The sequence below is a fragment of the Basfia succiniciproducens genome, assembly GCF_011455875.1.
Classification (GTDB): domain Bacteria; phylum Pseudomonadota; class Gammaproteobacteria; order Enterobacterales; family Pasteurellaceae; genus Basfia; species Basfia succiniciproducens.
Map to the genome: position 1 here is coordinate 1,582,520 of NZ_CP015031.1, position 14,074 is coordinate 1,596,593.

Below are 14,074 nucleotides of genomic sequence, written 5' to 3' on the forward strand. Positions count from 1 at the left end.
GAGAACCAAAATGCTCATGTTTTAACGTCAGTTAATCACGGCAAAATATTATTATATTTATAACAAGTTGGAGAATTTTATGTTTGGTCCTTTCAAACCGGCTCCTGCTATCGCAGAGCTGCCGGCAGATAAAATAGACTCTACATACCGCCGCTTACGCTGGCAGGTATTTATGGGGATTTTCTTTGGTTACGCCGCATTCTACTTCGTTCGTGCGAATTTCGATTTAGCACAAAAAGGTTTAATTGAAGCGGGCATGTATACTAAAACGGAACTCGGTATTATCGGTACCGGCGCAGGTCTTGCTTACGGGTTATCTAAATTCGTAATGGCGGGTATGTCTGACCGTTCCAACCCGAAAGTATTCTTACCTTTCGGTTTATTACTTTCAGGTTTATGTATGACCTTGATGGGCTTAATTCCATGGGCGACATCAGGCATTTTAATTATGTTCGTGCTGATCTTCCTAAACGGTTGGTTCCAAGGTATGGGTTGGCCTCCTTGCGGACGTACAATGGTTCACTGGTGGTCAAAATCCGAACGAGGTACCATCGTTTCAATTTGGAACTGCGCCCATAACGTCGGCGGTATGGTTCCGGGTATGATGGTATTATTGGCAAGCGCCGTTTATTTCAGTAATACCGGTGTTCAGGCAACAGCCAAAGACGTATGGCAACAAGCGTTATATTATCCGGGTATTGCCGCGATGATCGCAGCCATTCCGGTTTATTTCGTGATGAAAGATACGCCGCAATCCTGCGGTTTACCGCCGATTGAAAAATGGCGTAACGATTATCCTGACGACTATAACGAAAAAACATACGAACACGATTTGACTACAAAAGAAATTTTCGTGAACTATGTATTAAAAAACAAATTGTTATGGTACATCGCTATTGCTAACGTATTCGTTTATTTAATCCGCTACGGCGTATTAAAATGGTCTCCGGTATATTTGGGTGAAGTAAAACACTTTAATATCAAAGGTACCGCATGGGCATATACAATTTATGAATTAGCCGCAATTCCGGGCACATTATTGTGCGGTTGGGTATCGGATAAAATCTTCAAAGGTAAACGCGGTTTAACCGGTTTCATCTTCATGATTTTAACCACTATTGCGGTATTTGCATTATGGAAAAACCCGGCTACACCGGAAGCGGAACTCGCGCAATACGCAGGCTTACCGTTCTATAAAAATCCGTACCAATTGATGGACTTCATTTTAATGACAACCGTTGGTTTCTTAATCTATGGTCCTGTAATGTTAATCGGTTTACACGCACTTGAACTTGCACCGAAAAAAGCGGCGGGTACTTCAGCAGGTTTCACCGGCTTATTCGGTTACTTGGGCGGTACGGTTTCCGCATCAGCTGTTGTCGGTTGGGCTGCCGATAAATTCGGTTGGGACGGCGGTTTCTACGTCATGATCACCGGCGGTATCTTAGCGGTTATCTTAATGTTCATCGTTATGGTTGCCGAAGGCAAACATAAAGCCAATTTAGGCGACCATTACGGAAAATAACATTAACCCTGTAAGGTTTCAAATAATGCGAAAGGAAGAGCAGTACCTCAATTGTTCTTCCTTTTTTCTTTTTTAAAAACTTCGCAAAAATTAACCGCACTTTTTAGCTCTAAACATAAGGAGAACTACAATGAAACATAAACTAAAAACCATTGCGATCGGCTTAGCATTTGCAACCTTAGCAGCTTGCTCCAGTCAAACCGCACAACAAACAACGCCTATGAACAATCAGGAAAAATTAGTCATTGCCCACCGCGGCGCAAGCGGTTATTTACCGGAACATACATTGGAAAGTAAAGCCTTGGCGTTTGCTCAACAGGCGGATTACTTAGAACAAGATTTAGCCATGACCAAAGACAACCATTTGATTGTGATCCACGATCATTTCCTGGACGGCTTAACCGATGTGGCTAAAAAATTCCCGAATCGTCACCGTAAAGACGGGCGTTATTATGTGGCGGATTTCACATTAAAAGAAATCAAATCCCTCGAAATGACAGAAAATTTCAAAACGGAAAACGGCAAACAGGTGCAGGTTTATCCGAACCGCTTCCCTATGTGGAAATCCCATTTCACTATTCACACGTTTGAAGAAGAACTTGAATTTATTCAGGGTTTAGAAAAATCCACCGGCAAAAAAGTGGGGATTTATCCGGAAATAAAAGCACCTTGGTTACATCATCAGGAAGGCAAAGATATTGCCGTCGCTACTTTAAAAGTATTACAAAAATACGGCTACACCAAGAAAACGGATCCAGTTTATCTGCAAACCTTCGATTTTAATGAGCTGAAACGGATTAAAACCGACTTGCTCCCTAAAATGGGTATGGATGTAAAACTCGTTCAATTGGTTGCCTATACCGACTGGCATGAAACCGAAGAAAAAAATGCACAGGGCAAATGGGTAAACTACGATTATGACTGGATGTTTAAAGACGGTGCGATGGCTGAAGTCGCTAAATATGCCGACGGTGTCGGACCGGGTTGGTATATGTTAATCGACGATAAAAACTCTAAAGCCGGCGATATAAAATATACACCGATGGTAGCGGATATTGCGAAAACGAAAATGGAACTTCATCCTTACACGGTCCGTAAAGACGCATTACCGGCATTCTTTACCGATGTAAACCAAATGTATGACGCATTATATAACCATGCGGGCGCAACCGGCTTATTTACGGACTTCCCCGATTTAGCCGTGAAGTTTCTAGGTAAAGATAAAAATAAACAATAAAACCAAAATTTCCTAATTTTGAACCGCACTTAAAAAAGTGCGGTTCTTTTTTTCAAAATTTTTTGTGATCTCCTTCACAATATAGTTTCTTTTTCGCTCAAAATACTATTCTAAAACGCTCATTTACAATAAAATAACATTACGCTATGTTGGGTTGCGTATTTTATTTAACAACCAATCAATTTACTTTCACTCGTGGGGGCATTATGGGAATGTCATCTCAACTTTATAAAAATGTTGGTGATTTTTCACCTATTAATACTGATGTGATTATTATCGGGGGCGGTGCCACCGGTGCCGGTGTGGCTCGAGATTGTTCATTACGCGGTTTGAAATGCGTATTGTTAGAGCGTCATGATATTGCGACCGGTGCGACGGGCCGTAATCACGGCTTGCTCCACAGCGGCGGTCGTTATGCAGTCAATGATCGTGAATCCGCCGAAGAATGTATCAAAGAAAATCTTATTTTAAAACGTATTGCCCGTCATTGTGTGGATGACACGAAAGGCTTATTTATCACTCTGCCGGAAGATGATCTTGACTATCAGAAAAAATTTATCGAGGCTTGTCAGGCATCCGGCATTGAAGCGGAAGCCATTGATCCGACTTTAGCAAAATTTATGGAACCTTCCGTAAATCCGGATTTAGTCGGCGCGGTAGTAGTTCCCGACGGTTCTATCGACCCGTTTCGTTTAACCGCAGCCAATATGATTGATGCGGTTGAAAACGGCGCTCAGGTTTTCACTTACTGCGAAGTAAAAGGCTTAATCCGTGAGGGCGGACGCGTTATCGGGGTCAATGTTTACGATCATAAAAATAAAATCAACCGTCAGTTCTTTGCGCCGATGGTGGTCAATGCCGGCGGGATCTGGGGTCAGGGTATCGCAGAATACGCGGATTTAAAAATTCGTATGTTCCCGGCAAAAGGGGCGTTATTAGTCATGGGGCACCGTATCAACGGCATGGTTATTAACCGCTGTCGTAAACCTGCGGATGCGGATATTCTGGTACCCGGCGATACGATTTGTGTAATAGGTACCACATCCGACCGCATTCCTTACGATCAGATCGATAACATGGAAGTAACGCCGGAAGAAGTGGATATTCTTATCCGCGAGGGGGAAAAATTAGCACCGAGCCTGCGTCATACCCGCGTACTTCGCGCCTATGCGGGGGTAAGACCGTTAGTGGCGACGGATGATGACCCGTCCGGTCGTAATGTAAGCCGAGGTATCGTATTGCTGGATCACGCACAACGTGACGGTTTGGATGGTTTTATTACCATTACCGGCGGTAAATTAATGACTTATCGTTTAATGGCTGAATGGGCGACGGATTTAGTCTGTCAAAAACTCAACAACAGCAAAAAATGCGAAACGGCCAACCGCACTTTACCGGGTTCTAATGAAAGCCGTGAAGAAACCAGCCAAAAAGTGGTTTCTCTACCGACTACGATTCGTAACTCCGCCGTTTATCGCCATGGTTCGCGCGCTACCCGTTTATTGGAAAACGAACGTTTAGATCGTTCTTTAGTCTGTGAATGCGAAGCGGTTACCGCAGGCGAAGTGCGTTATGCGGTTGATGAACTTAACGTCAACAATCTTATTGACTTACGCCGTCGCACCCGTGTGGGAATGGGAACCTGCCAGGCGGAACTTTGCGCCTGTCGTGCCGCCGGTTTAATGGCGCGTTTTGACGTGGCGACGCCTCGTCAGTCAACGGAACAATTAGCCTCATTTATGGAAGAACGCTGGAAAGGCATTCGCCCTATTGCCTGGGGCGATGCGGTGCGTGAAGCCGAATTCACAAGCTGGATTTATTACAGCCTGCTTGGTTTAAATGATGTATTACCAGAAGATGCACAAGGAGTGAATAACAATGAATTTTGATGTCGTGATTATCGGTGCGGGAATCGCCGGTTTAACCTGCGGTCTCACCCTACAAGAAAAAGGCGTTCGTTGTGCAATCATTAATAACGGTCAGGCGGCACTGGATTTTTCTTCCGGTTCTATGGATTTATTAAGCCGCTTACCAAACGGAAGTACGGTGGATTCTTTTGCACAATCTTATGCCGCACTTGCGCAACAATCACCAAACCACCCTTATGTTATTTTAGGCAAAGATGTGGTATTAGACAAAATACAACAATTCGAAACCCTTGCCAAATCACTCAATTTATCTTTGGTCGGTTCAAGCGACAAAAATCATAAAAGAGTAACCGCACTTGGCGGTCTGCGCGGTACATGGCTTTCACCCAACAGTGTGCCGACAGTCAGCCTTGAGGGCAAATTCCCGCACGATAACATCGTATTGCTGGGCATTGAAGGCTATCATGATTTTCAACCGCAATTATTAGCGGATAACCTCAAACAAAATCCGCAATTTGCTCATTGTGAAATTACGACGAATTTCTTGCATATTCCGGAATTAGATCATTTGCGCCAAAACAGTCGCGAATTCCGAAGTGTAAATATCGCTCAAGTGCTTGAATATAAATTGTCGTTCAATAATCTTGTGGATGAAATCAAACAAGCGGTCGGTAATGCCAAAGCGGCATTTTTACCCGCCTGTTTCGGGCTTGACGACCAATCATTCTTTGAATCGCTCAAACAAGCGACCGGCATCGAACTTTATGAGCTACCGACACTTCCGCCTTCATTATTGGGTATTCGCCAACACCGCCAATTACGTCATCGTTTTGAAAAGCTGGGCGGTGTAATGTTTAACGGTGATCGCGCATTACGTTCCGAATTCGAAGGTAATAAAGTCGCCCGTATTTTCACACAATTACATCTTGAAAACGCCGTTACGGCAAAATATTTTGTGTTAGCTTCCGGCGGATTCTTTAGTAACGGTTTAGTATCCGAATTTGAAGAAATTTATGAACCGTTATTCAGATCCGACATCGTAAAAACCGAGCGGTTTAATGCAACGGATCGTTTCTCCTGGATCAGTAAACGCTTTGCCGATCCGCAACCTTACCAATCTGCCGGCGTAGTCATTAATGCCGAATGTCAGGTACAAAAAAACGGAAACAACGTGGAAAATCTGTTTGCCATTGGTGCGGTCATCGGCGGTTATAACGGTATTGAACTGGGTTGCGGCTCAGGAGTTGCCGTTACAACGGCATTGAAAGTTGCAGACAATATTATCGCTAAAGAAAGCAGAAATTAGGGGGAGAGAATGAATATTCAAGAATTGATTAAGCAAGCAAAACAAGATATGCAATCTCCTATCGCGGCGGAAATCTTTCATGATAAAAGTTTTGAAAGTTGCATAAAATGTACCGCTTGTACCGCCGTTTGTCCGGTTTCCCGCAACAATCCGTTGTATCCGGGGCCTAAGCAGGCGGGTCCAGACGGCGAACGTTTACGCTTAAAAAGCCCTTCATTCTATGATGAAGCATTAAAATACTGCTTAAACTGTAAACGTTGTGAAGTTGCTTGTCCGTCAGATGTAAAAATTGGCGACATCATCGTTCGTGCGAGAAATAAACACTTAGCGCAGCAAAACAAACCTTTCGTACAAAAATTACGCGATGCGATTTTAAGTAATACGGATATTATGGGCACGCTTGCAACACCGTTCGCCCCGATTGTGAACACCGTAACGGGTTTAAAAGCTACAAAATTCGTGTTGGAAAAAACCATTCAGGTAAGCAAACACCGCACTTTGCCTAAATACTCCTTTGGTACGTTTCGCAGCTGGTACATGAAAAACGCGGCAAAAGAACAGACAAAATTCGACCAAAAAGTGGCGTATTATCACGGTTGCTACGTTAACTATAATAATCCGCAATTAGGTAAAGAATTTATTCAGGTCTTTAATGCCATGGATATCGGCGTGGTGTTGCTCGAAAAAGAAAAATGCTGTGGGTTGCCGTTGAGTGTGAACGCTTTCCCTGAACGAGCGAAAAAACTTGCGCAATTCAACACGGATTACATTGAAAAAATGTTGGATGAAAACGGATTGGATGTTATCAGTGAAGCTTCAAGCTGCACCTTAAACCTTCGTGACGAATATCATCATATTTTAGGTATCGACAATGCCAAAGTGCGCCCGCACATTCACATGGTAACGCCGTTCCTATATAAATTATTCCAACAAGGCAAAACATTACCGTTAAAACCGCTTAAACTCCGTGTCGCCTATCATACGGCCTGCCATGTAGAAAAAGCCGGCTGGGCGCCATACACCCTTGAAATTTTAAAACAAATTCCGGGACTGGAAGTGGTTGTGTTGCCGTCGCAATGCTGCGGTATCGCCGGAACTTACGGTTTCAAAGCGGAAAACTATGAAACCTCCCAAGCCATCGGTAAAACGCTGTTTGATAACATCAACGAAGGCGGTTTTGACTACGTAATCTCGGAATGTCAAACCTGTAAATGGCAAATTGATATGTCAAGTAATGTAATCTGTATCCACCCGATTACATTATTGGCTATGTCAATAAACCAATAAAAATCCTCAAAAACCGACCGCACTTTGCAACTTTCGTAACCCAAAGTGCGGTATTTTTTTGCTGATTTTTGAACATCTATGCAAAACGTTTCGTTAACTAAATGGAAAATCAATCTGTAACTTTAATAAAAAAGTTACATTTTTTGTCGTGATAGGCTGAATTATCGGGTATCCTATACGGAATTTTTTATTTAGGGGATCGCAATGACAGAATTTAAATTGAATTACCACAAAACACACTTTATGACGAGTGCGGCAAATATTCATCAGCTGCCAAAAGACGAAGGAATGGAAATTGCATTTGCCGGACGTTCAAATGCGGGGAAATCAACCGCACTTAATGCATTAACCAATCAGAAAAACCTTGCGCGCACCTCAAAAACACCGGGTCGTACCCAATTAATTAATTTATTTGAAGTGGAACCTCAATATAAATTGGTGGATTTGCCGGGTTACGGTTATGCCGCCGTGCCGGAGCAGATGAAATTACAATGGCAAAAATCCTTAGGCGAATATTTACAACATCGAGAATGTTTAAAAGGTGTGGTTATTTTGATGGACATCCGCCACCCGCTAAAAGATTTGGATCAACAAATGATTGAATGGGCCGTATCATCCGATTTAGCTGTGCTTCTGCTGCTAACCAAAGCGGATAAACTAAGTCAAAGCGCAAGAAGCAAACAAGTTAAAACGGTACGCGAGGCAATTCTGCCGTTCCAGGGCGATGTGCAGGTTGAAGCCTTTTCTGCGCAAAACAAAATCGGCATTGATAAACTGGCCGTTAAGTTGGACTCCTGGTTTTCATCACTTTTAACCGAATAAAATTTTATTTCTGCGAGCCGGATCTCAAAGTGCGGTAAAAAAATCAAAATTTTTACCGCACTTTTTTATTATTTCTCCTTATTATTAACACGCTTTATTTATAAACGGCGAATCCCTTCTAATACCGGAGAAAATATGTCTCTTGCCATTGTTTACACCCGAGCCTCCATGGGCATTCAAGCGCCATTGGTCACCATTGAAGTACATATCAGTAACGGGAAACCGGGGTTCACCTTGGTCGGTTTACCGGAAAAAACGGTAAAAGAAGCGCAGGATCGCGTACGTAGCGCCCTGATTAACACGCAATTTAAATATCCGGCGAAACGGATTACAGTGAACCTTGCACCGGCTGATCTGCCAAAAGAAGGCGGACGTTTCGATTTGCCTATTGCTATCGGTATGCTTGCCGCTTCAGGGCAAATTGATGCGGATAAATTGCGTCGGTTTGAATTTATCGGCGAGTTGGCCTTAACGGGAAATTTGCGCGGCGTTCACGGCGTTATTCCGGCTATTCTCGCCGCACGACAGGCTAAAAGATATGCTGTTATCGCCGCTCAAAATGCCAATGAGGCGGCATTAATTTCCGATCAGGAAAGTTTCTTCGCTACATCATTACTTGAAGTAGTACAATTTTTAAATGAACAAAACAAACTGCCGTCCACCTCTGATTTAACGCCTCAATCAGCAAAAAACGGCTCCTCAACAATTACAAAAGATTTAACGGATATTATCAGCCAGCAACACGCTAAACGAGCACTGATTATTGCAGCGGCCGGACAGCACAATCTGCTTTTCTTAGGTCCGCCCGGCACCGGGAAAACAATGCTTGCCAGCCGCTTAACCGATCTTTTACCGGAAATGACCAATCAAGAGGCAATCGAAACCGCCTCTGTCACCAGCCTTGTGCATAATGAATTGAATTTTACTAATTGGAAACAACGCCCTTTCCGGGCTCCTCATCATAGCGCTTCACCGGCGGCGTTGGTCGGCGGAGGGACCATTCCCAAACCGGGAGAAATATCGCTGGTACATAACGGTGTGCTATTTTTAGACGAATTACCCGAATTTGAACGGCGGGTTTTGGATGCCTTGCGTCAACCTTTGGAAAGCGGGGAAATCATTATTTCCCGTGCTACGGCGAAAATTCAATTTCCGGCTAAATTCCAACTTATTGCGGCTATGAACCCAAGCCCTACTGGTAATTATCAGGGAACCCATAACAGAACTTCCCCGCAACAAATTATGCGTTATTTAAACCGGTTATCCGGGCCTTTTCTTGATCGTTTTGACTTGTCAATTGAAGTACCGCTATTGCCTAAAGGCGCTTTGCAGAGTTCGGATAACCGCGGCGAAACCAGTGCGCAGATTCGACAGAGAATCTTGCAGGTGCGGGAAATCCAATTAACCAGAGCCGGTAAAGTTAATGCTCATTTAAGCGGCAAAGAAATTGAACGAGATTGTAAATTAAGTACTCAGGATTCCATATTTCTGGAAAATGCCTTAACAAAATTAGGGCTTTCCGTGCGCGCCTATCACAGAATTCTAAAAGTGTCGCGCACTATTGCCGATCTGGACAACGAACTCCATATCAGTCAGCGCCATATTGCGGAAGCCTTGGGATACCGCGCGATGGACAGGCTTTTACAAAAGCTGAACAACAACGATTGATCTATAATCCAAAATAAGATATTGCATTTAAAACTTTAGAAAAATTAACCGCACTTTTAACAATTAATTATTGGGAATTGGTGGGTCGTGAGCGATTCGAACGCTCGACCGACGGATTAAGAGTCCGCTGCTCTACCACTAAGCTAACGACCCACAAACGAAAAGTGTGGTTATATTAAATAAAATCCCAATAAAATGCGACCATATTTTTGATATTTCTCACCCTTTTTTGACATAAGATAATTTTATTTTCGAGTAAATACAGCTAAATCAATAAAGCGAAAAATAACGCTGATTTTTTCCAAAACAAGCGCATACTTAACTTGCTATCTCTATTCGGGCAACTTAAACTCTTCTTATCGTCTTTGACTGGTTTAAGGCTTACGGACATTTATACTATGAACGGATTATTAAGAAAAATAAGTTCGAAATGGCTAACTGAAAGTATTATCAAAACACTTCCTATTTTTATTTCATCCAACTTAGTAGCTATCGTTATTTGGAAACTACAAATTTCTCATTTAGCAATGCCGCTGATTTTAGGCGTTATTGCCGGCGGTTTAGTTGATTTGGACAGCAGTATCGGAGGAAGAATCAAAAACCTGATTTTCAGCTTGATTGCCTTTGCTATTTCTTCGCTGGGTGCACAAATATCATTAGGATACGGCTGGATTTTTATCCCGGCAGTAATGGTCAGTGCGTTTATTCTGGTTATGCTTGGCGCATTGGGACAACGTTACAGTACCATTGCTTTCGGTACGTTAGTAGTCGCTATCTATACCTGTTTAAGTTATAACCCTGAAATGCCTTGGTACGGAAATATGTCGATGATTCTCATGGGGGCAACTATTTACGGATTGGTAAGTATTACCGTGTATTTATGTTTCCCAAACCGAGTAACGCAGGAAAATTTAGCCAATGCTTATGATGCGTTAGGAGAATATTTACAGGCAAAATCAGAATATTTTGATCCGGATGACGATAATTTAGCAACGAAACAAATCAATTTAGCCGAAGCGAACCGTAAAGTTATGCCGGCTTTTGATCAAACAAGAGTATCGTTATTTTATCGATTACAAGGGCATAATCATCAAGTAAGGACACGCCGATTACTGCGTTATTATTTTAGTGCGCAAGATATTCTTGAAAGGGCAAGTTCCAGCCATTATCAATATCATGAACTTTTTCAAGAACTGAACAATACGGATCTGATGTTCCGTTTTCAACGGGTAATGGAATTGCAAGCCGCTGCCTGTCAAAAAATAGCAACGGCGCTTCGCCGGAGAGAAACTTATACTCATAGCCCTCGGGGAAAGAAAGCATTACAGGGCTTACTTGATTCTTTAAATTATTACAACAAGCAAGGATTACCAAATACTTATCGCTGGCAGATGATTGCGGAAAACCTCCGTAATATTGAAAACCAATTGAGCCAAATAGAACAAGATAATATTAGCGTAGAGGCATCGGATAACGAATTAGTAAAATCAATTCGATTAACCGGTGAAAATGTCTCCGGAATACAAAATATGTTCAGAGTGATACGCGGACAATGCACTTTTTCTTCTCAATTATTTCGCCATGCCGTCCGGCTTTCTATTTTAATGGTGATTTGTAGTGCGCTCGTTCAGATTTTTAATTTAGACAGCAAGAGATATTGGATTGCCTTAACCGCAATTTTTGTCTGCCAGCCGAATTACGTCGCTACCAAAAAAAGATTAATACAGCGGATTATCGGCACTGTGTTGGGTGTTATCGTCGGCTACAGTTTTCAGTATTTATCACCAAGTCTTGAGGCGTTATTAGGTTTAACCGTATTAACGGGCAGCTTATATTACTTTTTCCGTCTGAGTAACTACGGATCCTCAACATTTTTTATTACTCTACTTGTTTTCGTCAGTTTAAATGTCATTGGTGTAGGTGCAAATGAAGGAATCTTACCAAGATTGTTTGACACCTTACTCGGTACCGCATTAGCCTGGATTGCCGTATCATTCCTTTGGCCGGACTGGAAATATTTGAATCTACATAATAATTTGAAAAGTACGTTATCCGCCTGCACGGAATATATGCGCCACATAATTGCCCAATTACAATTCGGTTATAATGACCAACTGGCTTATCGCGTAGTGCGTCGCGAAGTGCATAATAATATTTCCTCACTTAGTGCGGTTATTTCCAATATGTATTCGGAACCGGGCAAATATCAAGAGGCCTTAGAATTTGCACCTAAATTGCTTGGCATTACCTACACATTATTAAGCTATATTTCCACAATGGGGGCCTATCGTGCGGCAAGCAGGGAACTGGATCACAATACAGAATTTTCCGCATTATTTTTTAAATACGGTAAACAAACGACAGAAATCCTGGATTGTCTAACTGATAAAAAATGTTCAACTGATAATATTAATGAACGAATTAAAATTATTGACGAAAATCTAGCTCGATTTAATAAATATGATAAACAAAGCAATGGCATCGAACAGGTACTAGTGCAGCAACTAAGAATGATATTACAGCTACTGCCACAATTAGGGGTTTTAGTGAAAACAGAAAACTCGTATTTTCAATTAGAATCCTAAATCTAGTTTTAAGCAAAAGAACCGCCTCAATTGAAGGCGGTTTTCATCAAAAGTGCGGTTAAAATTTTGAGAATTTCATCAAGTAAAAATTTTATAATTAATTCGAAAATATTTTCCTATTTAATTAAAATAATAAAAATTCGCTCTAAATGACTAAACCATACAATACCGGAAGCCCCGTATTTTCTAAATATGACCAATAGCCGGTAAAATCAATTTTGCATTCTGTATCAATAGCCCGCAATACCGGGTTATTAATTACATGCTCTACGCTTAAAAAGTTTTACTAGGCAAATAAAAAAGCCCGCTATCGCGGGCTCTTCAATAATAAATTAAAAAATTATTCTTCTACAGCTGCTGCTGTTTCTGGGCGATCCACTAACTCAATGTAAGCCATTGGAGCATTATCACCTGCACGGAAACCACATTTTAAGATACGAGTATAACCACCCGCACGTTGTGCAAAACGTGGACCTAATTCATTGAATAATTTAGCAACAGTTTCAATGTTGCGTGTACGAGCGAAAGCTAAACGACGGTTTGCTACGCTGTCTTCTTTTGCTAATGTAATTAACGGTTCAACTACACGACGTAATTCTTTAGCTTTTGGCAATGTAGTCTTGATGATCTCGTGACTAACTAAAGAACTTGCCATATTACGGAACATCGCTTGGCGATGGCTGCTATTACGGTTTAGTTGACGACCACTCTTACGATGGCGCATGATCTTATCCTTCTCAGAAAAATCTAACCAAGAAATTAGTCTTCAGCAATACTTGCCGGAGGCCAATTCTCAAGGCGCATACCCAGTGACAAGCCACGAGAAGCAAGCACGTCTTTAATCTCAGTAAGAGATTTCTTACCAAGGTTAGGCGTTTTTAATAACTCGACTTCAGTACGTTGTACTAAATCACCGATATAATGAATTGTTTCTGCTTTCAAACAGTTAGCAGAACGAACTGTCAACTCTAAGTCATCAACAGGACGCAACAGAATCGGATCGAATTCTGGTTTCTCTTCCTTAACTTCAGGTTGACGAACATCTCGCAAATCAACGAATGCATCAAGCTGCTCTGCTAAAATTGTTGCTGCACGACGAATCGCTTCTTCAGGATCAATAGCCCCGTTTGTTTCAAGCTCAATAACCAACTTATCCAAGTCAGTACGTTGCTCAACACGTGCTGCTTCAACATTGTAAGCAATACGGTCTACAGGACTATAGCATGCATCCACTAACAAGCGACCAATTGGTCGTTCTTCGTCTTGAGCATGTACACGAGCTGATGCTGGTACATAGCCTCTGCCACGTTGTACACGAATACGCATATTAATTGATGCGTTTTCGTCGGTTAAGTGACAAATAACATGCTCAGGATTTACGATTTCAACATCACCGTCATGGGTAATGTCTGCCGCAACAACAGGGCCGATTCCAGATTTGTTTAATGTCAGAAAAACATCATCTTTATTCTGAACTTTAACCGCTAGGCCTTTTAAGTTTAGAAGCACTTCAAGAATATCTTCTTGTACGCCTTCTTTACTGCTGTATTCGTGCAATACGCCATCAATTTCTACCTCAGTTACAGCACAACCTGGCATTGAAGATAGAAGAATACGACGCAATGCATTACCCAGAGTATGACCGAAGCCACGCTCTAACGGTTCTAAGATCACTTTAGCATGAGTTGGGCTGACTTGCTCAATATCAACTAAGTGTGGCTTTAAAAATTCTGTAACAGAACCCTGCATTTTATCCTCTCTTTGCTTCCAAGCTTT

10 protein-coding genes and 1 tRNA gene are annotated in these 14,074 nt (G+C 42.0%); 8 read left to right on the plus strand and 3 right to left on the minus strand.

Going from position 1 to position 14,074, the window contains the following annotated elements:
- Positions 1-79 precede the first annotated feature (79 nt).
- The 7 genes from glpT to A4G13_RS07265 all read left to right on the plus strand — a co-directional run bounded on the left by glpT (position 80) and on the right by A4G13_RS07265 (position 9,713).
- A complete protein-coding gene (gene glpT, locus A4G13_RS07235; RefSeq protein WP_090655576.1) occupies positions 80-1,525 on the plus strand; it encodes a glycerol-3-phosphate transporter in 1,446 nt (481 codons plus the stop codon).
- 130 nt (positions 1,526-1,655) lie between these two features.
- Complete coding sequence (glpQ, locus tag A4G13_RS07240) at positions 1,656-2,762, plus strand: glycerophosphodiester phosphodiesterase (protein ID WP_090655572.1); 1,107 nt, start codon at positions 1,656-1,658, stop codon at positions 2,760-2,762.
- A 206-nt stretch (positions 2,763-2,968) separates the two neighbouring features.
- On the plus strand, positions 2,969-4,651 hold the full coding sequence (gene glpA / locus A4G13_RS07245; protein ID WP_090655640.1) for an anaerobic glycerol-3-phosphate dehydrogenase subunit A: 1,683 nt from the start codon (positions 2,969-2,971) through the stop codon (positions 4,649-4,651).
- On the plus strand, positions 4,641-5,936 hold the full coding sequence (glpB, locus tag A4G13_RS07250) for a glycerol-3-phosphate dehydrogenase subunit GlpB (protein ID WP_090655569.1): 1,296 nt from the start codon (positions 4,641-4,643) through the stop codon (positions 5,934-5,936). Before glpA ends, glpB begins: the two co-directional genes overlap by 11 nt.
- Positions 5,937-5,945: 9 nt before the next feature.
- Positions 5,946-7,223 (plus strand): anaerobic glycerol-3-phosphate dehydrogenase subunit GlpC, encoded by a 1,278-nt coding sequence (gene glpC / locus A4G13_RS07255; protein WP_090655565.1) that lies wholly within the window; start codon positions 5,946-5,948, stop codon positions 7,221-7,223.
- Between the two features lie 204 nt (positions 7,224-7,427).
- On the plus strand, positions 7,428-8,045 hold the full coding sequence (gene yihA, locus A4G13_RS07260) for a ribosome biogenesis GTP-binding protein YihA/YsxC (protein ID WP_090655561.1): 618 nt from the start codon (positions 7,428-7,430) through the stop codon (positions 8,043-8,045).
- A 135-nt stretch (positions 8,046-8,180) separates the two neighbouring features.
- Positions 8,181-9,713 carry a YifB family Mg chelatase-like AAA ATPase gene (locus A4G13_RS07265; protein WP_090655557.1) on the plus strand — a complete coding sequence of 511 codons (1,533 nt, stop codon included), beginning with the start codon at positions 8,181-8,183 and terminating at the stop codon, positions 9,711-9,713.
- 78 nt (positions 9,714-9,791) lie between these two features.
- On the opposite strand, the gene A4G13_RS07270 is transcribed toward A4G13_RS07265, so the two are convergent.
- Positions 9,792-9,866, minus strand: a tRNA-Lys gene (locus A4G13_RS07270).
- Positions 9,867-10,111: 245 nt separating this feature from the next.
- Between A4G13_RS07270 and yccS the strand changes: the two genes are divergently transcribed.
- Positions 10,112-12,298, plus strand: coding sequence for a YccS family putative transporter (gene yccS, locus A4G13_RS07275; RefSeq protein WP_090655554.1), 2,187 nt, complete (start codon positions 10,112-10,114; stop codon positions 12,296-12,298).
- A 340-nt stretch (positions 12,299-12,638) separates the two neighbouring features.
- Here the strand turns inward: yccS and rplQ are convergent, their stop codons facing one another.
- Together rplQ and A4G13_RS07285 are read right to left on the minus strand one after the other, a co-directional pair.
- Positions 12,639-13,022 (minus strand): 50S ribosomal protein L17, encoded by a 384-nt coding sequence (rplQ, locus tag A4G13_RS07280; RefSeq protein WP_011201180.1) that lies wholly within the window; start codon positions 13,020-13,022, stop codon positions 12,639-12,641.
- A gap of 35 nt (positions 13,023-13,057) precedes the next feature.
- Positions 13,058-14,047 (minus strand): DNA-directed RNA polymerase subunit alpha, encoded by a 990-nt coding sequence (locus A4G13_RS07285; protein ID WP_011201181.1) that lies wholly within the window; start codon positions 14,045-14,047, stop codon positions 13,058-13,060.
- Positions 14,048-14,074: the final 27 nt, after the last annotated feature.

Coding starts and splice junctions, on each gene's coding strand:
- A4G13_RS07265 (WP_090655557.1), top strand. CDS start 8,181: ATGTCTCTTGCCATTGTTTACACCCGAGCCTCCATGGGCATTCAAGCG.
- glpB (WP_090655569.1), top strand. CDS start 4,641: ATGAATTTTGATGTCGTGATTATCGGTGCGGGAATCGCCGGTTTAACC.
- glpA (WP_090655640.1), top strand. CDS start 2,969: ATGGGAATGTCATCTCAACTTTATAAAAATGTTGGTGATTTTTCACCT.
- yihA (WP_090655561.1), top strand. CDS start 7,428: ATGACAGAATTTAAATTGAATTACCACAAAACACACTTTATGACGAGT.
- glpQ (WP_090655572.1), top strand. CDS start 1,656: ATGAAACATAAACTAAAAACCATTGCGATCGGCTTAGCATTTGCAACC.
- A4G13_RS07285 (WP_011201181.1), bottom strand. CDS start 14,047: ATGCAGGGTTCTGTTACAGAATTTTTAAAGCCACACTTAGTTGATATT.
- yccS (WP_090655554.1), top strand. CDS start 10,112: ATGAACGGATTATTAAGAAAAATAAGTTCGAAATGGCTAACTGAAAGT.
- glpT (WP_090655576.1), top strand. CDS start 80: ATGTTTGGTCCTTTCAAACCGGCTCCTGCTATCGCAGAGCTGCCGGCA.
- glpC (WP_090655565.1), top strand. CDS start 5,946: ATGAATATTCAAGAATTGATTAAGCAAGCAAAACAAGATATGCAATCT.
- rplQ (WP_011201180.1), bottom strand. CDS start 13,022: ATGCGCCATCGTAAGAGTGGTCGTCAACTAAACCGTAATAGCAGCCAT.